At 60.5% G+C, this 18,913-nt stretch carries 17 protein-coding genes; 8 read left to right on the top strand and 9 right to left on the bottom strand.

The genetic code is table 11. The annotated features are described in order from the left end of the window. Nucleotides 1–2: 2 nt before the first annotated feature. The 3 genes from C0Z18_RS06905 to C0Z18_RS32655 form a co-directional block, all read right to left on the bottom strand. Nucleotides 3–845: an ABC transporter ATP-binding protein gene (locus tag C0Z18_RS06905; protein WP_102644655.1), complete on the bottom strand. Its 843-nt coding sequence runs from the start codon at nucleotides 843–845 to the stop codon at nucleotides 3–5. A gap of 269 nt (nucleotides 846–1,114) precedes the next feature. Beyond that, on the bottom strand, nucleotides 1,115–2,539 hold the full coding sequence (locus C0Z18_RS06900) for a DcaP family trimeric outer membrane transporter (RefSeq protein ID WP_233217215.1): 1,425 nt from the start codon (nucleotides 2,537–2,539) through the stop codon (nucleotides 1,115–1,117). Nucleotides 2,540–3,062: 523 nt separating this feature from the next. Further along, complete coding sequence (locus C0Z18_RS32655; RefSeq protein ID WP_146013960.1) at nucleotides 3,063–3,272, bottom strand: hypothetical protein; 210 nt, start codon at nucleotides 3,270–3,272, stop codon at nucleotides 3,063–3,065. A 250-nt stretch (nucleotides 3,273–3,522) separates the two neighbouring features. Between C0Z18_RS32655 and C0Z18_RS06895 the strand changes: the two genes are divergently transcribed. Further along, on the top strand, nucleotides 3,523–4,344 hold the full coding sequence (locus C0Z18_RS06895; RefSeq protein WP_233217214.1) for an alanine--tRNA ligase-related protein: 822 nt from the start codon (nucleotides 3,523–3,525) through the stop codon (nucleotides 4,342–4,344). A gap of 4 nt (nucleotides 4,345–4,348) precedes the next feature. On the opposite strand, the gene C0Z18_RS06890 is transcribed toward C0Z18_RS06895, so the two are convergent. Together C0Z18_RS06890 and C0Z18_RS06885 are read right to left on the bottom strand one after the other, a co-directional pair. Then, nucleotides 4,349–5,434, bottom strand: a complete 1,086-nt coding sequence (locus tag C0Z18_RS06890; RefSeq protein WP_199189404.1) for a helix-turn-helix domain-containing protein — start codon at nucleotides 5,432–5,434, stop codon at nucleotides 4,349–4,351. Continuing rightward, a complete protein-coding gene (locus C0Z18_RS06885; protein ID WP_102644653.1) occupies nucleotides 5,435–6,388 on the bottom strand; it encodes an aldo/keto reductase in 954 nt (317 codons plus the stop codon). A 169-nt stretch (nucleotides 6,389–6,557) separates the two neighbouring features. On the opposite strand from C0Z18_RS06885, the gene C0Z18_RS06880 reads away from it, so the two are divergent. After that, a complete protein-coding gene (locus tag C0Z18_RS06880) occupies nucleotides 6,558–7,457 on the top strand; it encodes an AraC family transcriptional regulator (protein ID WP_102644652.1) in 900 nt (299 codons plus the stop codon). Between the two features lie 9 nt (nucleotides 7,458–7,466). Here the strand turns inward: C0Z18_RS06880 and otsA are convergent, their stop codons facing one another. Next, nucleotides 7,467–8,855: an alpha,alpha-trehalose-phosphate synthase (UDP-forming) gene (gene otsA, locus C0Z18_RS06875; RefSeq protein WP_102644651.1), complete on the bottom strand. Its 1,389-nt coding sequence runs from the start codon at nucleotides 8,853–8,855 to the stop codon at nucleotides 7,467–7,469. A 440-nt stretch (nucleotides 8,856–9,295) separates the two neighbouring features. On the opposite strand from otsA, the gene C0Z18_RS06870 reads away from it, so the two are divergent. Continuing rightward, nucleotides 9,296–9,778, top strand: a complete 483-nt coding sequence (locus C0Z18_RS06870; protein ID WP_102644650.1) for a nuclear transport factor 2 family protein — start codon at nucleotides 9,296–9,298, stop codon at nucleotides 9,776–9,778. Nucleotides 9,779–9,857: 79 nt separating this feature from the next. Further along, complete coding sequence (locus tag C0Z18_RS06865; RefSeq protein ID WP_102644649.1) at nucleotides 9,858–10,139, top strand: hypothetical protein; 282 nt, start codon at nucleotides 9,858–9,860, stop codon at nucleotides 10,137–10,139. Between the two features lie 99 nt (nucleotides 10,140–10,238). Here the strand turns inward: C0Z18_RS06865 and C0Z18_RS06860 are convergent, their stop codons facing one another. Next, entirely contained in the window at nucleotides 10,239–10,826 is a 588-nt protein-coding gene (locus C0Z18_RS06860) for a TetR/AcrR family transcriptional regulator (protein ID WP_408646973.1), read from the bottom strand. Nucleotides 10,827–11,125: 299 nt separating this feature from the next. On the opposite strand from C0Z18_RS06860, the gene C0Z18_RS06855 reads away from it, so the two are divergent. Both C0Z18_RS06855 and C0Z18_RS06850 read left to right on the top strand, forming a co-directional pair. Continuing rightward, the gene (locus C0Z18_RS06855) at nucleotides 11,126–12,256 is read left to right on the top strand and encodes an alpha/beta fold hydrolase (protein ID WP_102644647.1); all 1,131 of its coding nucleotides are present in this window, start codon (nucleotides 11,126–11,128) and stop codon (nucleotides 12,254–12,256) included. A gap of 241 nt (nucleotides 12,257–12,497) precedes the next feature. Further along, nucleotides 12,498–13,502 carry an Acg family FMN-binding oxidoreductase gene (locus C0Z18_RS06850; RefSeq protein WP_233217213.1) on the top strand — a complete coding sequence of 335 codons (1,005 nt, stop codon included), beginning with the start codon at nucleotides 12,498–12,500 and terminating at the stop codon, nucleotides 13,500–13,502. On the opposite strand, the gene C0Z18_RS06845 is transcribed toward C0Z18_RS06850, so the two are convergent. Beyond that, nucleotides 13,499–14,407, bottom strand: a complete 909-nt coding sequence (locus tag C0Z18_RS06845) for a LysR family transcriptional regulator (RefSeq protein ID WP_102644645.1) — start codon at nucleotides 14,405–14,407, stop codon at nucleotides 13,499–13,501. The genes C0Z18_RS06850 and C0Z18_RS06845 overlap by 4 nt on opposite strands. Nucleotides 14,408–14,573: 166 nt before the next feature. Here C0Z18_RS06845 and C0Z18_RS06840 point away from each other — a divergent pair, with 166 nt between their 5' ends. Both C0Z18_RS06840 and C0Z18_RS33885 read left to right on the top strand, forming a co-directional pair. Next, the gene (locus tag C0Z18_RS06840) at nucleotides 14,574–15,416 is read left to right on the top strand and encodes an oxidoreductase (protein ID WP_102644644.1); all 843 of its coding nucleotides are present in this window, start codon (nucleotides 14,574–14,576) and stop codon (nucleotides 15,414–15,416) included. A gap of 313 nt (nucleotides 15,417–15,729) precedes the next feature. Next, nucleotides 15,730–15,897 carry a nucleolar RNA-binding Nop10p family protein gene (locus C0Z18_RS33885; RefSeq protein WP_146013959.1) on the top strand — a complete coding sequence of 56 codons (168 nt, stop codon included), beginning with the start codon at nucleotides 15,730–15,732 and terminating at the stop codon, nucleotides 15,895–15,897. 19 nt (nucleotides 15,898–15,916) lie between these two features. Here C0Z18_RS33885 and C0Z18_RS06835 read toward each other — a convergent pair whose 3' ends face one another. After that, nucleotides 15,917–18,898: a Tn3 family transposase gene (locus tag C0Z18_RS06835; RefSeq protein ID WP_102644643.1), complete on the bottom strand. Its 2,982-nt coding sequence runs from the start codon at nucleotides 18,896–18,898 to the stop codon at nucleotides 15,917–15,919. Nucleotides 18,899–18,913 lie beyond the last annotated feature (15 nt).

Genomic DNA, 18,913 nt, shown 5'->3' with positions numbered 1-18,913 from the left:
GGTCATGCCGCATTCCCCTTGAGATTCGAAACGGAGGTCGTGCGCGAATACGCTTGCTCTACTTCCTCGCGCAAGGACTCCCAAATTTGTTGATAGAGATCGAGGAAACGCGGGTGGAACCGAATTTCCTGCACCTCACCGCGAGGCCGCGGCAGATCGATATCGAAGACCGCTTTGACCGTGGCGGGGCCCGCCGTCATGACGACGACGCGATCCGCCAGCGCGATGGCCTCTTCCAAGTCGTGCGTGACGAAGATCACCGACGGGCGGGTGCGTTCCCACAGGCGCAACAACTCGTTCGACATGATCGCGCGCGTTTGCACGTCGAGCGCCGAGAACGGCTCGTCCATGAGCAGCATCGACGGCTTGTTGATGAGGGCAGCCGCGAGGCTCACGCGCTTGCGCATGCCGCCCGACAGTTGGTAGGGAAAATAGTCTTCGAAACCTGCGAGACCGACCGTGCGCAGCCATTCGCGCGCTTCCTCGGTAGCTTGCTTTTTCGGCACGCCGCGGAAGATGGGGCCGAGCGCGACGTTCTTCAGAATGGACTTCCAAGGCAGCAATGCATCGTTTTGGAAGACGAAGCCCGCCCCGTTCGTGATGCCGTCGACGACCTCGCCCGACACGCGCACGACGCCGGCGCTCGGGCGATAAAGGCCCGCCGCGAGCGTGAGCGTGGTGGACTTGCCGCAGCCGGTGGGGCCTACCACCGCGCAGAACATGCCGGGCTCGATGACGAGGTCGACGTCGCGCAGCGCAGTCTTTTCGGAGCCGTCGCGCGTTGGAAAGCGCTTCGTTACCCCGGAGAACTGAACGCCTCCTCGCCGCGTTGATGTATCTGACATAAAAAACCTTATTTCATGGGCCCATCGCCGATCGATGGGTGGATTGCATGGATGTTGCGCCGCCGGATTTTTCCGTTTCGCGCTTCCGGCCGATCGCCTGTCTGGGCGTTCGCCTGCTAACGAGACGGGAATCGGAAAAAGCGGCGATGACTTCTTGGTAGATGGGTCAGTGCTCGAGTCTTAGGTCTGGTTGACGGGTGTGTTCTCCTTTAAATGACGGCATACGAGACCGGGTTTTTCGTATGCCGCCAAAGCTGAGGCAACGGGTTTTAGAAGTGCCAAATACCGCCTGCTTCCATGCGCCAGGCCGATTGAGTTCCGAGGCCCGTCCCGGACTGGAACGTCTTTTGGCCGTACATCGCTTCAAGGCCGACGTCGACGGTCGGAACCGGGCGGTAGATCAGGTTGATATGCGCGGTCTTCGTCGTGACGGCGTTCGTTGGGTCGGCCGGCAGGAACGACGCGAGGCGCTGGTGGTTGTAGCCGAGCCCCAGATTCGAGCGCAGCTTGGGCGTCCACCAGTGCTGGAAGAACAGCTCCGCGCCTGCGTCCGGCTGAACCTCGACGTCTGTCGCGCCGGTGGGGGCAGCGGTCGTCCCGTTGTTGATGGCAAGCACGGATGCGACGTTCGCGCCGAAATCGTCCGGCAGGTAGCGGCCCACCGCGCCGTACCAAAGCTGGCCGCCGAAGTTGTCTTTGCTGTGAGGCAGATTGAACGTGACGCCCATCAGCGCCGCTGCCCCGAACTTCGTTTTACGCGCGCCGTTCTGATCCGTGAAGCCGAGCTCGCGGGCCAGTCCCGAGACTTGGAAGTGGCCCCAGTCGCCTTCGCGTTCGTACTTCACCGAAAGATCGGGAAGCGGATTCGTTTTGGTGTTGGCCTCGATGTTGTCACGCGTGTCTTGATAGCCCGTTTGCGGGTTTTCCAGCGCGAAAGACAACGCACCGCCCTTACCGAGATGCATCGTGTATCGGATCTGCGGCGTGCGGGCGGCGGGTAGGCCGGCGGGGCCGGCATTGTCGAACGATTCCAGCGAGTCCGGATCGTCGATGAAGTTCGAATTGGCCATACCGACGAGGAACGGTCCGATCGTTCCGTAGGCGGTCACGATACGCGCACCCCAGCTATTGTTCTGGAGCGCTTGATTGTTGTCGCCGCCCGACGTGAAGCCGTAGAAGTCCAGGCCGAAATTCGTCGTGATGTTGCCGTAGGGGCTAGGCGTGCTGGTGCCGACGACCAGGCGCGATACTTTGTCCTGGAAGTGAAACGTGTGTTCCGATTGCGCGCGCGCGTTGCTGCCTTTGGGATCCAAATTGCCGATTGCGAATTTCGGACCGAGGTTTTCGGTCGGGTCGTAGATCCCTTGGAAGTTGATGAAGCCGCCGATGCTGAGCGACGTGTTGGTGCCGGGAACGATGAACGAATGCGGCATCGTTCCGCGCCGCACGTATTCGGCAGACGCACTCAACTGCTCCGCCTTCATGGGAGTGAGTTCGACCCCGGGCGCTTGCGCAACGGCAACGGGCTGCGCCAATTGCTTTGCTTGATTCGCTTGGGTGGCCGCTTGTTGTGCCTGTGTGGCCTTCAGTTGCGCAATTTGCGCCGACAGGTCGTGAATTTCAGCTTCGAGCTGACTCAGTTGATCCGCGTGCGCGGCCGGTGCGACAGTCAGTCCTGCGAGGGCAAAGCACATCAATTGCGCTGCTATCGATGTTGGCTTCCTAGTCCACCGCTGCCGTTGGTCGATCGAATTCGCCCACCTTTTCATCAATGTCTCCTGCATGTGATTGTTTTCGCGAGTACTGCTCGCGGAGTCGTTGCCGGCGAGCAGTGACCGAATGGTAGGGAGCGCAAGCTGTCTACCGGCTGTCAGGAAACGTCGATTTCCGTCGGTAATTACCCCCGGCCGTCGCTGTTGTTACAAAGCTGTCTGCCACTGACAGCTTTCGTTTGAATGAGCTGAATACAATGCGTCAAAACGATTGAGCGACGAATTGGAGACCAAGAGCGCTTTTATGAGAACGATCAAATCCGATCTGTATGTTTCGTTTATTGCCTGCATCGCGCTGATGATTGCGATCGGTCTATCTGGACTCTTCGGAGCCTGGCCTTCGAAAGGCCTTGTCGTCGTTTAGGCTCGAGCACGGTGGCCCCAACCGGCATGTCGCCGTCGTAGCGTCATGACACCCGTTCGCTCGAGCCACGGTCCGAAATGTTCAGCCTCGGCCGCGCGAGCCGTCGTTGCCGAAACCCGTGCCCCAGCCGCCGTAATGGCCGTTCGCATCATAGACGGCTTGCGCGGAGCCCGAAGCGCTGGGCGGAACGCCGGTCGTGGAGGTACAGCCTGCGAACAGGCCAAGGGCGAGCAGGGCGGCGATGCCCCTTAGTATTCGTTCAGACGTGGAAGATAAGCTGGACGATCTCATGGCGAACTCCTGTTCGTAGTGTTGCTCCCCGAGAACGCGTCGTTTGGGGCCACTCGGATTACAGCAAATCGCGGGCCTTCATCCATGGCCGCTACAGCGTGCTGTAAGCGTCCCGTACGACGCTGTGTGGTCCATCTTCGCGCGCGCTGCTTAAGCTTTCCTGAGCCTCGTCCTTATTAGGGCAGTTTTTCGATAGCGGCTTTTCCGCATCCATTTATCCTCTTGGATGAGGCGCACCGCATGGCAGGCGATGCCTGCCATTTACCGCAAATCGATTCTCTGCTTCTGCACATTCAACCTTATGTTTTCACTCAGTCGAAAAACGCGTAAGTTGTATTACGAGAACCCCGATGCGAGCGAGTGCGCGGCGAAAGTTACAAGGATCAACGCTAATAACGTCGAGCTCGATGCAACGGTTGCTTACCCGGAAGGCGGCGGACAAGAAGCCGATCATGGGGTGATCGTTCTCGACGACGGCCGGGAGATCCGCTTCGTCGACGTCAGAAAAATGTACGGGAACCCGATCCACATACCGGCATTTCCCGACATCCAAGTCGACGGCATTATCGAGCACGTGATACACGAGGACGACCTGGCATTGCTACGCGACGTGAACATCGGAGCCGAAGTTAGCGTACGGATCGATCGACTGAGGCGCGCGCAGTTATCGCTGAGCCACACGGGCTCGCATCTGCTCTACCTCGCGGTCGCAGATATTCGTCCCGATGCCGTTGCCGGCACGATCGGGTGTCACATCAAAGTCAACGCCGCACGGTTCGACTTCGCTGTGGAAAATCGCTTTGCTTTGGACGAAGTAGAAGAGATCGCACGGATCGCCAACGCCTATGTCGCCCGTGGCAGCGAAGTCAAAGTGTATCCGCACCCGGATTACATGGACGCTCGGTACTGGGAGTGCGAAGGCCGCGTCATTGCCTGCGGCGGCACACATATCGCTTCGACCGCACCGGTCGGCCAGATACGAGTGCATAGAAAGAGCCTTGGGCGTGGCAAGGAACGCCTGTCGTGCGAATTCATTGGCTCGAGCCCGAATCCAGCGGTGTTTCAGCGTTGATCGGTTAGCGCTGCCGTAACCGGCTCGGCGTTACCCCTAGCCGAGCGCGAAACGCGGCCGTCATATGTGCGTGCGACGAGAACCCAACGGCGAGCGCGATCTCTCGCAAGTCGAACTTAGACGTTTCCAGTAACGTCCGTGCCTTGGCCAGCCTCCGATCGATCAAATAGCTGTGGGGACTCTTTCCCGTCGCTGCCTTGAACGAGCGAATAAAAAATGCCTCGGACAAACCCACCGCATTGGCCAGCAATTCGATCGTGATCTCTTCATCGATGGACGACTCGATGATTTCATCGATTCGCCGCAGTCGCGCGGATGTCATCGAGCGGCCTACCTTCGGTTCGACCGCTCGACCAGTCAGGACGTGTTCAACCCGCTCGCATAGGGCGATGACGTGTTCGTCCAACATCAACCTCGCGGGCTCGCCGATCAGCAACTGAGTACGGATGATCTGCGCCGCACCGATCGCAATGGGATCGATAAAGTCGTTGAACTGCCGCTGAGGTAACATCTCCGCGAGATGTTTGCCGGTTGTCGTCACGCGCAGGTATTCGCCGCCTTCCCGGGACGACGAGAACACGGCGCATCCCGACGGAACATAGGCCAGACTGTTCGGTTTGGAGAAAAACGGCGTGACGCGATCGCTTGAAAACGCATGCGCACCCGACTGGCTTTCGAAAGCAAAGCCGATGACCGCCTCTCCCGGCGTATAGGCTACTTCGTAGGCATGCCGAGGTAACAACTCGAGGCTCCACGAGTGGCTCGTGAGCCGCTTACCTGGCTCAGTGCGTGGGGGATGCGTGCTCGGTATTGCGGCGGTATCCATCATTGCTCGGCGTACGTGTTCGGCGGCTAGACCCACGAGCGCCGATTCGGCGTCGCTGATGCCAGTATAGAAGCGGCCATCGCCCGCGCGCAACGTCACGCGTTGAACAACAGGGGTAGATCTTGAGTCGAAATACAGGAACACTGCTTTGGCTGTTCCTGCGCCCGGATCGTCCGCTCGTGGCGCATGATGCGCAAGCCGCGGCAGCAGCGCTCGCGTCGACTCAAGCTGAAGCTTGAGCGGGTGCGGGTCATCGCCGGGCACTCACATTTCTTTTTCCCACCAGCCGCGCGTGTTCACGTCGGCACCGTCAGCGAGCGCTTCCAATTCAGCCATGTCGTCGCGGGAAAGCATGATGGTGCCGGCTCGGGTCAAGCCATCGATATGGCGAGGCTGGGTGACGCCGACGATCGGCGTCGCGCCTTTAGCGATGGCCCAAGCTATCGCGACATCTGCCGCTTGTGCGCCGTGCTTGTGGCCGATCGCGTCGAGCTTGTCCGTCAAGGGTTTTAGCCGGGAGAGCATGCCGTTGTAAGTCTGCGCTCGGTTGCTGCCTTCCGGCAGTGGATTCTCTAGGCTGTATTTCCCGGTCAGGGCACCTTGTTCAAGCACCATATAAGCGAAGAACGGGATGCCCTGATCGCGGCAGTAGTCCAGGATTCCTGCGTTTTCAGAACTACGGTATAGGAGGCTGTAGTGGTTCTGGACGGCTTCAACGCGGAAGCCCGCTTCGCCGAGGATCCTGTTGGCGAGTTCGATTTCGCGTAGATTGTGGTTCGAGACGCCGACGTGTTTGACCTTTCCGCTCTCAAGCAGCGCAATCAGATGTGGAGTCCACCGCTGCACGTCGGCGGGATTGTGAATCCAGTAAAGGTCGACGTAGCCGGTGCCGAGGCGCGCGAGACTTTGCTCCAGCATGTCCGCCACCGGATCAGCTCCACTCCCCGCGGCTTGCGGGGTAAATTTCGTCGAAAGCTGGTAGTCGCCGCGGGGGTAGCGCTTCAGCACGTCTCCGAGGACTGTTTCTGACCGGCCCATGCCGTACACCATAGCGGTGTCCCAGAGGGTGAAGCCCGCCGCATGCGCCCTTTCCACAACTTCTTCCAGGCCAACCCGAGTCAAGGCGCTTCCGAAGTAGCCATCGCCCGCCTTACCGCTGTCGCCCCAAGCCCAGGTCCCCAATGCGACCGTGGGGGTCTTCGGATTGTCGATCGTCATGTACGCTCCTTACGTGGTTTGCTGCCGGGTTTGCGGTGACCCGGGCGATGCTGCGATCATGATGCGCGGTGAAGCCGAACCGTTAGCCTGATGCGCCGCGATTAATGCCCAATCCTCCAAGGCTTTGCTTCGCGTTGCCGCGCTTACGCGTACGTGCCATAGTCGTCTCATGGAAACACTGACCGAAATCGCCTCGATAATCGCCCGCCACATCTCCAAGGATGGCTTTCACGCCACCGGCATGGAAAGGTTGACGCTTGCTCGATCCTCCACGGTGACCGTGCCGATGCCGCATGTTTATCGGCCACAACTGTGCCTTGTCGCGCAGGGGAAAAAGGAGGTCGCGCTCGGCGAGCATGTGTTCAGATACACACCGGGCCGCTATGGGATCGTGACTTACGATCTGCCGGCGACGGGACGGGTGATCGAGGCGACGCCTGCGAGCCCCTATCTCTGCCTATTTCTCGATTTCGATCCGGTCATGCTGGCGGAGTTGGCGTTGCGCGTGCCGGTGCCTCCTGGGACACCGTTCCAGCCTACGGGCAAGACCGTGTCCGATGCCGGCTCAGGGTTGCTCGACGCGGCGCTACGCCTGCTGCGTTTGCTCGACGATCCTGCTGCGCTGCCCGTGCTCGGGCCGCTTGCCGAGCAGGAAATACTCTATCGCCTGCTTGCGGGGCCGGACGGCGCTAGGATGCGGTACATCACCTCGAGCCAGGGCAGGGTGGCCCAGGTGGGCCGCGCCATCGCCTGGATCGGGCAGCACTTCCGGGAGCGCTTCAGCATCGCAGGGCTTGCGGCGGAAGTAGGGATGAGTGCGTCGAGCCTGCATGAACACTTTCGGGCCGTAACGGCGATGACGCCGCTTCAATTTCAAAAGCAACTGCGTTTGCAGGACGCGCGCAGCCTGATGCTGGTCGAGGACATCGACATTGCCACCGCGGCCTTCCGCGTAGGCTACGAGAGTGCTTCGCAGTTCAGCCGCGAATATCGCCGCCTTTTTGGCGAGCCGCCGGCGCGCGACATAGCGCGTCTACGGGCTTCGCCGGTGGTGGCCGTGGGCGCCTAGACGACGCCCTCAAGCAACGACGGCCTGCTCCAACGCATCGAGAAATGCGTTGCGCCACCAATGCACGTCATAGCGCCGGATGCGGGTCATCAGCGCTTCGTGTCGTTTGACGCGTTCCTCCAGCGGCATCGTCAGTGCGCTTTGGGTCGCGTGCGCAATTCCTTCCGTATCGTACGGATTGACGTGCAGCGCCTCGGTGAGTTGCTCCGCCGCACCCGCAAATCGCGACAGCACCAGCACCCCGGGGTCGGCCGGATCTTGCGCGGCGAGGAATTCTTTGGCGACGAGATTCATGCCGTCGCGCAGCGGCGTGACGAGCGCCACTCGGCACGCCCGATACAGCCCCGGCAAACGCTTCCGGGCTACGTTGCGGCGAATGTAGCGCACCGGCATCCAATCGAGTTCGCCGTAATCGCTGTTCAACGCGCCGCAGATCGAGTCCATTTGTTGACGCAATTCGCCATAGGCATCGACATCTTCTCGGCTCGGCGCGGCGATCTGAATCAACGTGGCGCGGCTGCGGTTTTCGGGGTAACGCTCGAGCAATTCTCTAAATCCCAGCAAACGTTGCGGTAGACCCTTCGAGTAGTCTAGACGGTCCACGCCCACGAGCAGTTGCCGACGCGAGTATTCCTCGCGCATTGTTTCAAGCATGTCCATGCTCTCCGTGCCTTTGGCGAGCGATGCGAACTCGTTCACGTCGATGCCGATGGGGAAGGCGCCGATCTGCAAAGTGCGGCCGAAGGCCCGCAACACGCCGTCGCGGACGATTTCGGCTTTCGCTTCGGTTGCCATATACCGTTCGAGGTGAGTCAAGTCCGCCTGGCTTTGAACGCCGACGAGGTCGTACGAAAACAGCGAACGCATCAACCACTCGTGTTCCGGGATGGCAGCTAGTATGAGCGGCGGCGGAACGGGGATATGCAAGAAGAAACCAATCCGGTTTTCGCAGCCCATGGCGCGAAGCTCGGCTGCTAGCGGAATCAGATGATAGTCGTGCACCCAAACGATGTCGTCGGGCTCGAGTAACGGACGAAGTTGTTGCGCGAGCAACTGGTTGACGTGCCGATAGCCTGCCGCATGGCGCTTGTCGAATTGCGCGAGATCGAGGCGGTAGTGAAAGACGGGCCACAGGACGTTGTTCGAGTAGCCCGCGTAGTACATTTCGTATTCGCGCCGGCTTAGATCCATGGTGGCCAGGCGAATGTTTCCGCTCGTCTCGACACGGACGCGCTCTTGGCCGCTGCCCCGTGCGGGTTCGTCGGTGATACGCCCGCTCCATCCGAACCAAATGCCCCCGGTCTTGCGCAAACTCTCTTTAACGGCGACGGCTAGCCCGCCGGCAGCGGGCTTGTGCGGGTCGGAAACTCGGTTGGATACCACGACGATTCGGCTCATTCGGTCTCCTCTGGGTGAACGGTTTCGTGAAAGGAAGCGGTCGAGCGAGTGTCCGGCCCGGCGCGGACGAGCGCGGGGCGAAGTGCGCAACACGCGGTGACGATCCCGATTGGCAGACGATGGGTTACAGGATCGACCACGACGCGGGAGCAAGCCCGCCTCATGACAATGGATGACGACGCGCCGTGCCGGCGCGGCTCAGGCGAGCGCCACGCTCTTGCTGAAAGCAGCGCGCGCCGACAGGTTGACCAATTCCGCACTTTGCGGCGGATGAAGGCCTGAATTATATCCTCTTGTGATAGACGAGGCACCTAGGAAGACGAAACCGATGCGGAGCTCCGCATGAAACCTCTATGCGCTAGGTCGCTAAAGATAGCCATCGGCTTGCCGTAGCGTCGATAATGGGTGGTTTTCAATAACAATCTAGGAGGAGGCTGTCCATGAATAGTCGTCATCCGAATGCCGACGTCGTGACGCGTTTCTATCAAGCGTTTCAGCGACTCGATGCGCAGCAGATGGCCCAGTGCTATGCCGACGATGTCAGCTTTGCCGATCCTGCATTCGGCGAGTTGAAAGGCGATGCCGCGCGCGACATGTGGCGCATGCTGACGCAACGAGCACAGGACTTTTCCCTCACCTTCTCCGACGTTGAGGCCGACGATCGGTCCGGCCGTGCGACTTGGACAGCGACGTACGTGTTCACGCGTACGGGACGAGTCGTGGTGAATCGTGTACAAGCGCGGTTCGCGTTTCGGGAGGGGTTGATCGCCGAGCACCGGGACTCGTTCGACTTGTGGCGCTGGGCCCGGCAGGCTCTCGGCGCGAAAGGCGCGTTGCTCGGCTGGACTCCGTTCGTCCAGAATGCGATTCGCGCACAAGCACGAGCATCGCTCGATGCATACAGGAGCGCCTTGGCGAAATGAATGAATGGGCGGCCGAAAGACACACATTCGCGGAGATTCCCGCGACTACAATCGATTTTTATGGAACGGTGGAGGTGCGATGAAGCGCTTTCTTCTCCGGTTTGCTGCAACGGTTGTTTTGACATTTCCCATTGGTTGGGTGCTTGGGTCGCTAGATTGGTTTTGGACGTTGGCGAAGAGTCCGGTGGGTCATCAGGTATTAGGCTGGGCTGCGAAGCCGTTCGAGCCGTTCGAGCCGCTCGATGGCGAGAACTACGACAATCCGGTGGTAGTAGTCATGCTCGTTTTTAGTTTCGCGATCGCTGCCGCGGTTGTATGGGGAAGTTCTGCTTTGTATCGCGTCAAACACCGATCGAACTAATTATCAATATGGCCGGCATTCTCGCCGGCCGGGATCTGTCTTGGCAGCCAGCGGTGTACATGATCGAGTGTCGGCTTTCTGACATTCCATCCACGGCTATCAATGCGCCTGCTTCGACCGTCCATGCCGCGTTCCAGCGATCGCGTTCGGATTGCACTCCGAAGCCGCCAATGTCTGACTGCTGACCGTCGCCAGCGCTTGGAATATGGCCGGCGTGCGTTCTAGGCGGGCAATAGTTCGCGCGCCTTCCAGGGCGGCCACTAGGGCGGCTGCGGTAGAGGACGCGCTCGTCGGAGAGAACCCGCAGTCCCTGAAATGCGCCGCAATGACCTCGGTCGAATCCACGAACCCGCGCGCGACCCGTTCGGTGAGCTCCGCGTTGAGCGCAGGCAGCTCGTTCGCCAGGTTCTGCATCAGGCATCCATACTGGAAATTGGAGTCGACCATCTCGGCCGCGAATGTCTCGAAGAGCCGGTGGACAAAATCCAGCGCGTTCCCCGTCGTATCCGCCGATATTTGTCGTAGCACAGCGATTCTGCTGGCGACGTACTGATCGATGGCTTCTTCCGCGAGCTGCGCTTTGCCGCGCGGAAAGTGGAAGTAGAACGATCCTTTCGGCGCACCGCTTTCCTCGAGGATTTGGGTCAAGCCAGTCGCTGTATAGCCTTGAACGCGAAACAGCCGCATGGCCGTCTCGATCGCGCGCGTGCGGGCTTCGGTTTTCCGTGTCATACCCCGACCATATCACGTCGCGCTTGACTCGCATATGGTGATCACCATAGTATGGCGATCACCATATTTCGGAGTGAGCCATGCCGCGCAACGAAACCGAGCCGTCGGCGTCCCGGCGAGCCGTCTTGACGATGGGCGCGGCCGGCCTGGCTATGGCCTTGCTTCGACCCGCACGCGCAAACCTCGAGGGAGGAACTGACTTGACTACATCACCGTATGGGAGGGGAACGCTGCCCGAGGGGATACGCTCGCGCATGATCAACGGCGTCAACGGGCTCGATGTGCATATCCTCGAGGCTGGATTCGAGCGTCCCAACCGCCCGTTGGCGCTACTGCTACATGGCTTCCCGGATTTAGCCTATGGCTGGCGTCACTTGATGCCGCTTTTGGCCGATGCCGGTTACCACGTCGTCGCTCCCGATCAGCGAGGTTTCGGCCGCACGACAGGCTGGGTGAACGACTATGACGCGCCGCTCGCGCCCTTCAGTCTCCTGAACGTGACGCGCGACGCACTCGGGCTAGTTTCGGCCTTGGGGTATAAGAGGACGGCTCTGCTCGTTGGGCACGATTTCGGCTCGCCCGTCGCAGCTTATTGTGCGGTCGTCCGGCCCGATGTCTTTCCTTCGGTCGTGCTAATGAGTGCGCCGTTCCCCGGTACACCGGCATTTCCATTCAACACCGCGGAAAGCGGCGCACCGCCGGCTCAACCGAACATCGACAATCAGAAGCTGGCTGCCGCACTGGCCGCGCTCGATCCGCCCAGAGCGATCTATCAGCAATACTTGAGCACTCGCGAAGCGAACCACGACTTATCGTATCCCCCGCAAGGCTTGCACGCGTTTCTCCGCACGTTCTTCTACGTAAAGAGCGCGGACTGGCCAGGCAATCGACCGCGCCCATTGAACGCGCGAACGGCCAAAGAGTTCGCGCAGATACCTCACTATTACGTCATGGAACGCGGCAAGACGATGCCCAAGAATGTGGCTCCGTTCCAACCTTCTGCGGCCGAGGTTACGGCCTGCAAATGGCTCACCGACCCTGAACTTGCCGTGTATGTCGAGGAATATGGGCGAACCGGATTTCAAGGCGGCTTGCAGACTTATCGCGTCTATACGGATCCTGTGCTGAATGCCGAATTGCGCCTGTTTTCGGGGAGGACGATCGATGTGCCATCGCTTTTCATCGGCGGGAAAAGCGATTGGGCAACCTATGTGTCGCCCGGCGCGCTCGATGTCATGAGGACGAAGGCGACGACGAGGATGAGCGATATCGAGTTGATTGACGGCGCCGGTCACTGGATTCAGCAGGAGCAGCCGGCTCGGCTCAGCGCGCTTCTCCTTGCGTTCGCCAAGCAGGTGGCCGCGGGGGATCGCGGCAACGATTAACTTCGGTGCCGGGTGTCCGTTCGGTACTTGACGCAAGTCAACTACCGAAGGCCGTTTTCAGCCACTCTTTCCGCGGGCATCGGCGAGCGCAGCGCAGCGTATCGGCCAGTGCCGACACTGATGCAGCGGCCGCGGCGAGGGACGGATAGTTGCGATGAACAGGCGGACTTTTTTGATCGGCGCGGGTGGCGCCTTGGTGCTGGCGGGCGGCACGACCGCCTGGCGGTCGTCCGTGGGATCGATGGCCGCCTACGATGTTCGTGCGAAGCGTCTACGCGCTGCCGCGGGCATGCCACCCGATGTCCGTGACTTGATCCGCTATGCGACGCTTGCCCCCAACAGTCACAATACGCAGCCCTGGCGGTTTCACGTCGGCCCTGGGCTCATCGACATTGCCGCCGATTTCTCGCGGCGCACGCCTGCCGTCGACCCGGACGATCATCATTTGTTCGTCAGCCTCGGATGTGCTGCGGAAAACCTCGCCATCTCGGGTGCTGCGATGGGGTGGCCGGGTGAGGTTCTTATCGCGCCGGACGGACACGGCGCACGCTACGCATTCGCAAGCGGACCGATGAAGGCAAGCGCGCTCCATGCCGCGATTACCGAGCGGCAATCGACCCGTGCCGAATATGATCGACGTCCGGTTCCTGTCGCTGACATCGTGCGCCTCGAAGAAGCGGCCGCCATGCCGGGTGTTCACCTGATCCTGCTCTCCGGCCGAACGCAAATCGACAAAGTCCGCGACCTCATCGTCGCCGCGAACAGCGCCCAAATGGCGGATGGGGCCTTTATGCGTGAACTCGAGCAGTGGATTCGATTCAACCCACGCAGCGCGATGCTGTCGGGCGATGGATTGTTCTCCGCTGCAAGTGGGAATCCAGTGCTACCGAATGCCCTAGGCCGCATCGCGTTTCAACGGTTCTTCAACGCTCGCTCGGAGAACGAGAAATATGCCCGCCAAGTCGATTCTTCCGCGGGCATCGCCGTCTTTATTGGCGACCGGGAAGACAAGATGCATTGGATCAGGGCGGGCCGAGCTTGTCAGCGCTTCGCGCTGACTGCGACGAATCTCGGAATTAAAGTCGCCTTCGTTAATCAGCCCGTCGAAGTCGCACACTTTCGTCATGAACTGAGCGGCCTTATCGGCGATGCCGGCCGACGACGGCCTGATATCGTGCTGCGCTTCGGTTATGGGCCCACGCTCCCATTTTCGCTCCGCCGTCCCTTGGAGGCCGTGCTGGCTTAAGTTTGCGAAGGTTGCCGCGTTCGCAACAGCGTCAGAAGTGCTGCCAGCACCGGAGAAACCTGCTTGCGAGACGCGTAATAGAGGTAGAAGCCCGGAAAGGGAGCCATCCAGTCGTCCAGCAGACTGACCAGCCGGCCGGATGCAAGCCAGTCTTTTGCCTCGTGTTCCAAAACATAAGCGATCCCGAGCCCATCCGCCGCGGCGTGAAGCATGAGGTCCGGCTCGTTGAACGTGAGTGGCCCCGAAACAGCGATTTTCAACGGCTGGCCATCCCGTTCGAATTCCCAGGCATAAACCGTGTCCGCGGAAACCATTCGATAGTTGATGCAACGGTGCGTGGTCAGGTCCTGCGGCGTCCTCGGCGCCGGATACCGCGCCAGATAAGCGGGCGATGCGACAACCGCCATTCGGAGTGTGGGCCCGACGCGTAGCGCGACCATGTCCTTCTGCACTTTCTCGCCCAGCCGGATGCCGGCATCGAAGCCGTCCGCCACGATGTTGCGAAACCCGTAATCGATGACGACCTCCACGACCGCCTCGGGATACACCTTGCAGAACGTGTCGAGCACGGGGCGGATAACGGCCTCGTAAGCCTGCCGGGTCGCAGTGATGCGCAGCGTGCCGGAGATTTGATCGCGCGCCCGGCCCAATTCGCCCAACCTTGCATCGATGGCCTGCAGCGCCGGCTCGAGCGTCAAGAGTAGTTTTTCGCCTGCCTCCGTCGGCGCGACGCTGCGGCTTGTTCGACCGAGTAACACGATGCCGAGCCGCTGTTCGAGCCGCTTGATCGTATAGCTCAACATCGAATTCGACACCCCGAGTTCGGCCGCCGCGCGCGTGAAGCTCCGCGTTCTCGCGACCGTCGCGAAGGCGGCCAGGTCGTCAAGGTTTCCTCGCGCGATCATTCCATGAGATTGCATGACTCATTCGAACTCTTCGGGATGATTGAACGAATAAGCGTACCTAAAATTCGGTCAAGGTGCTGCGGCAGGCCGCTGCGGTATGAGATGCCGGTTGATGGACGATGGCGGATGGCGAACGGGGCGAACGGGGCGAACGAACGGAGCGAATATGTTGAAGAAAAATGCGGTGTGGTTGATCACAGGATGTTCGAAAGGGCTGGGACGGGCACTGGCCAGAAGCGCGCTCCAGTCGGGGTATCGCGTCGTGGCAAGCGCGCGCGATACGGCAGCCCTTGAGGACCTCGTCTGCGAGTATGGCGACGCGGTGGCGGCGGTCAGCCTCGACGTGACTAGCCAACAGCAGGCAGAGGCCGCCGTTGCCGCCGCTCATGAACGATTCGGCTCCATCGACGTACTCGTCGACAACGCTGGCTACGGGTACCTGGCCGCGATAGAAGAGGGCGACGAGAGCGACGTCAGGGCGATGTTCGAGACGAATGTCTATGGGACCTGGAACATGATCAAGGCGGCTTTGCCCGGCATGCGTAAGCACCGGGCAGGGCATATCGTCAACATCAGCTCGGTTGGCGGCCTGACGACGTTCCCGGGCGTAGGCTTCTATCACATGACGAAGTTTGCCGTCGAAGGACTTTCCGAAACGTTGGCGAAAGAGATCGGTCCGCTAGGCCTCGGCGTGACGGTTGTCGAGCCGGGCGCATTCCGGACCGATTTCCGGGGTGCATCCATGAAGCAGTCAGGTATGCGTATCAAGGATTATGCGGACACGGCTGGGAAGACTCGCGACAGTGTGCTCGCCGGGCACGGACAACAGCAGGGCGATCCAGTCCGCGGCAGCCGAGCCATCATCGCTGCGCTGGAATCGGATCGGCCGCCGCTGCATCTCGTCATCGGTGGCGATGCGCTCGATCTCGTCCGCGCCAAGCTTGAGGACCTGAGGCACGATCTCGACGCTTGGGAGCATCTCACGAGAAGCACGAATTACGAGGCTTGAGGAAGCGCGCGCGGATGCGGCCGGTCGGGCTGCTTTGAGCAGGCTAGTCCAGCGCCTCAGTGCGGACCCAAGCGGACATCAGAACCTTGCGTTTGCAAGACTGGACCTTGTGGGCGGCGCGCTCCCTCCGATAATGTTAGGCAAGGGGGCGGATTGCGGCATAAGATTCGTTCGTCATCGGGGAGCGTGATACTCGGCATGAATCAATGGTGGCCCGGATTCGGCATCCAAACCGATTCCTCGCGCATAGCGAGCGACGACGTAGGCCTGGGCGATCAAAAAAAACGAAACAACCGCAAATAGGGGACCAGAGATGCTGCGAGTGTGTCGGATATGCAAGCCAAACGTTTATACGCTCAAGACGATTTGCCCTAGCTGTGGTCTGCCAACAGTCAAACCTTACGGATCGACGTCGCCGTCGCGTTATGGGTTGATTCATACGTTAGGTAGAACCAAGTTGAGGGTCGGCCGGGATTCGTAAATCTTTCGCCAAACCTGCATTAAGCCGCTGATTCAAAAGCGAAATCGATGCTCGGATCGAGCGGCGGCACCTTCCGCTGGAGATCCAGCAAGTAGGAGCCGAGCCGGTTGATGTGCTCCCGCCGGTACGGCGACAGCGCTTGCAGTACCTCGGCGTTGATTGGATGGCGTTTGGCCTGCAACTCCTTGAGCCTTCGGGACATCCACTGCACGTTGTACAGGATGACCATGTTTGCGACGAGCTGGTTGTATTTGATGACCTTTCGCTGCTCGTGCCGCAGGTTCTCGGCGATCACATCTCCCCCGAACATCAGCCATTTCGCGAAGTCGTTGAACTGCTCGCTCTTGTTCGTCGCGGCGTGGATCGTGCGCCGCATATCCGGCTCGTTGATGTAGCGCAGCAGGAACATGGTCCGCACGACCCGCCCGAGCTCGCGAAATGCGAAATACAACTTATTCTTTACGCTCTCGGAGCCGAGGCGGCGCAGAATCGTCGATGGCGTCATCCGGCCTGCCTTGATCGAGATGGCGACGCGCAGCATGTCCGCGAAGTGTCGCTCGATCAGCGCCCAGTCGATGCTCGCGCGGAACAACGATTCGATGTTCTTGTACCGCCGGCGCCGATCGGCCTTGTAGAAAACCAGATCCTTGACGTCGCGGATACGCGGCATCAGGTTGATACCGAGCAAATGGGCGAGCGCGAAGACCGGCGCGCTTTGCGCGTGCGTATCGCCGTGGACGGTATCGGGCTGCACGTCGGAGGTGTTCTTGATGAGCCCGTCGAGGATATATACGGCTTCGTGAACGCCACAGGGAATGAAGTGGCTGAACAGCGCGATGTACTTGTCCGAGACGTGGTAATAGCCGATCCCGCCATAGCCGCCGTACCGGATGTGGTACTCGGACAGCAGGTTCTGCTCATAGAGGTTCCACTTCGTGCCGTCGGCCGACACGCGGCTGCCGGAGCCCCAAAACTTCGGCAACGTGAATTGGTTGAAGGCGTTGATGACCTTGACGATCGCCTTGTCAAGCCGCTCCTCGGTGACGTGGCGTAGATTGAGCCAGGCGACCTGCTTGCGGCTGAGATTTTTCACCGAGCGTGCGGTCTGCGTCGGGCCCAGGTTGCAACCGTAGCAGAACAGCGTCGTGATGAAGCGCTTGCGCGGCTCGTCGACCTTGGCCTCGAAGCCCGAGAGCGGGCCGAAGAACTTGTGCAGGTCGAGCCACTGCTCGGTCTCGGTCAGGATGTCGAGAATGCTGACGGGTCGCATCGACGCCGTAATGGCCTGGTCGATCAGCTCCATATTCGGGGGATCTGGCTTCTTCTCGAGCTTGTGGAGAATCAGCCCCTGCTCGCCGATCTCCACGTGATCGTTTTCCGGAAACGCCGCATCGACCGCGTCGGCCAGCGCGCTCAGTTCGTCCTTGAGTTGCCGCACGAAGGCGCTGCCGTCGACGGGGAAGTCGACAAGTTCGCTGTAGCGCGGCAGCTCGTCGCGGAACTCGTCCCACGACACCTGATGTTCGCGGGGATCGTCGAACTGGTCGCTGTGCTCAACGTAGACGTCGCCGGAGTTGAGCTCGCGCATGAGCTGGCTGAACACGCACAGTTCGAAGTACTTCCGGTGCAGCAATCGAGACGATCGCCCGTCCGGAAACACGCACTTCTCCCACTTCTCCGGAATCCAGTCGAGGCGTAACTGGGCAAGGTCGGCCTCGCTGAGCAGCAGATACTCCCGCCGAGACGAGCGAAATTGCTTGAGCCAATCGAGTGCTTTGAGCAGCGCGTCGTCCTGCGAACTCGATTTCACCGACAGGATGTCGAGGCATTGAAACAGCAGCGAGCGGAGCTTTTGGTATGGCGCGAGCAGGAACGGGAACGTGTGGTTGCCGGCCTGTGCGATATGCTCATTGCACTGAACCAACACCGAATCCGGGTCGTCGTTGAGTGCGACGCGCATGCGCTCGATACGCGCGGCCGCGGGCAACTCGTCGTCTTGGAGGATGTGAAGCACATCGCGAAACTGGCTAACGAGCGATTGCAGCTGATCGGCGTGTCGCAGTCGATACTGCTCGAGCCGGAGCTTTGCCGTGCTCTCCAGGTTGCGCACCGTCTTGATGAAGATCTCGGCGACGTCGTCGAGCGCCTTCTGCAACTGCGAGAAGACGAACAACACGGCAAGTGTGTATCGTTTGGCGGGCTTGAGAGCACGCATCTCGTGGATGTCGAGTGCCCGCGCCTCCGTGACGAGCTGCATTCGTTTCGGCACGGAGAGGATATCCGGCGCCGGCGGCAATCCATCCGCCAATTCGCTCATCGCCTGGATGTGCTTGAGAAAGCTTGCCACCTCGCGCGGTCCCGGGCGTTTGGGTTCGCGCTTCAGTTCATCCCAGGCTGTTCGGCCTGCTCGGGCTTGGAAAAGCTCGTCGAGTCGTGCTCGCAACGGTTCGTCCAGCGCCTCGGTGAACGCGAGATAGATGGTCTCGTTGAGCTGACTGCGCGCCTGGCTCGCGATGCGCGAGAGTGTCGCGAGCGGCGGCAACTCGTAGCGATGGCGAACGAGCTCCTCGAGGAGGACGTTGATGATGTCGGGCAGTTCGGCCTTGGTGCGCGCAGCGTTGGCAGCCCAGGAAACGAGCCGCTCGTGGGTCGAGGCATCCAGGGGAAGGATGCGGGCGTACTCGCGCAAGATCTTCTGATGCCGCGACTTGCTGCCCGAGCGGTCGTAACGCGTGAGCGTCGTGCGCGGCAATGGACGTGCGCCGAGCACCGTGCAGACGTGCTCGATGATCGCCGACGGCACGTCGGATACGAGCGGCATGTATCCAAGCCGTTGCAAGAGCTTCAACTGCGTGAGGATGAGAACACGCGTCGGCGCCTGGCGAAACAGGCCGCCAACGAAGCGGATTTCAACCGCGCTGGGCGTATAGACCGCGCGTAGCTCGTCATCGCTCACCTCGGCAGGCAGAACAGGGTAAGCGGTGTCGTGAACGTTGCTCATACCGTCGGAACTGGA

This window comes from Trinickia dabaoshanensis, from assembly GCF_002879885.1.
Classification (GTDB): domain Bacteria; phylum Pseudomonadota; class Gammaproteobacteria; order Burkholderiales; family Burkholderiaceae; genus Trinickia; species Trinickia dabaoshanensis.
This window is presented reverse-complemented; position numbering and strand designations above follow the sequence as displayed.

Excerpts from the sequence above, each read along its gene's own strand:
- C0Z18_RS06905 (WP_102644655.1), bottom strand. The coding sequence starts at position 845 with ATGTCAGATACATCAACGCGGCGAGGAGGCGTTCAGTTCTCCGGGGTA.
- C0Z18_RS06900 (WP_233217215.1), bottom strand. The coding sequence starts at position 2,539 with ATGTGCTTTGCCCTCGCAGGACTGACTGTCGCACCGGCCGCGCACGCG.
- C0Z18_RS32655 (WP_146013960.1), bottom strand. The coding sequence starts at position 3,272 with ATGAGATCGTCCAGCTTATCTTCCACGTCTGAACGAATACTAAGGGGC.
- C0Z18_RS06895 (WP_233217214.1), top strand. The coding sequence starts at position 3,523 with ATGCCTGCCATTTACCGCAAATCGATTCTCTGCTTCTGCACATTCAAC.
- C0Z18_RS06885 (WP_102644653.1), bottom strand. The coding sequence starts at position 6,388 with ATGACGATCGACAATCCGAAGACCCCCACGGTCGCATTGGGGACCTGG.
- C0Z18_RS06880 (WP_102644652.1), top strand. The coding sequence starts at position 6,558 with ATGGAAACACTGACCGAAATCGCCTCGATAATCGCCCGCCACATCTCC.
- otsA (WP_102644651.1), bottom strand. The coding sequence starts at position 8,855 with ATGAGCCGAATCGTCGTGGTATCCAACCGAGTTTCCGACCCGCACAAG.
- C0Z18_RS06870 (WP_102644650.1), top strand. The coding sequence starts at position 9,296 with ATGAATAGTCGTCATCCGAATGCCGACGTCGTGACGCGTTTCTATCAA.
- C0Z18_RS06865 (WP_102644649.1), top strand. The coding sequence starts at position 9,858 with ATGAAGCGCTTTCTTCTCCGGTTTGCTGCAACGGTTGTTTTGACATTT.
- C0Z18_RS06860 (WP_408646973.1), bottom strand. The coding sequence starts at position 10,826 with ATGCGGCTGTTTCGCGTTCAAGGCTATACAGCGACTGGCTTGACCCAA.
- C0Z18_RS06855 (WP_102644647.1), top strand. The coding sequence starts at position 11,126 with ATGATCAACGGCGTCAACGGGCTCGATGTGCATATCCTCGAGGCTGGA.
- C0Z18_RS06850 (WP_233217213.1), top strand. The coding sequence starts at position 12,498 with ATGGCCGCCTACGATGTTCGTGCGAAGCGTCTACGCGCTGCCGCGGGC.
- C0Z18_RS06845 (WP_102644645.1), bottom strand. The coding sequence starts at position 14,407 with ATGATCGCGCGAGGAAACCTTGACGACCTGGCCGCCTTCGCGACGGTC.
- C0Z18_RS06840 (WP_102644644.1), top strand. The coding sequence starts at position 14,574 with ATGTTGAAGAAAAATGCGGTGTGGTTGATCACAGGATGTTCGAAAGGG.
- C0Z18_RS33885 (WP_146013959.1), top strand. The coding sequence starts at position 15,730 with ATGCTGCGAGTGTGTCGGATATGCAAGCCAAACGTTTATACGCTCAAG.
- C0Z18_RS06835 (WP_102644643.1), bottom strand. The coding sequence starts at position 18,898 with ATGAGCAACGTTCACGACACCGCTTACCCTGTTCTGCCTGCCGAGGTG.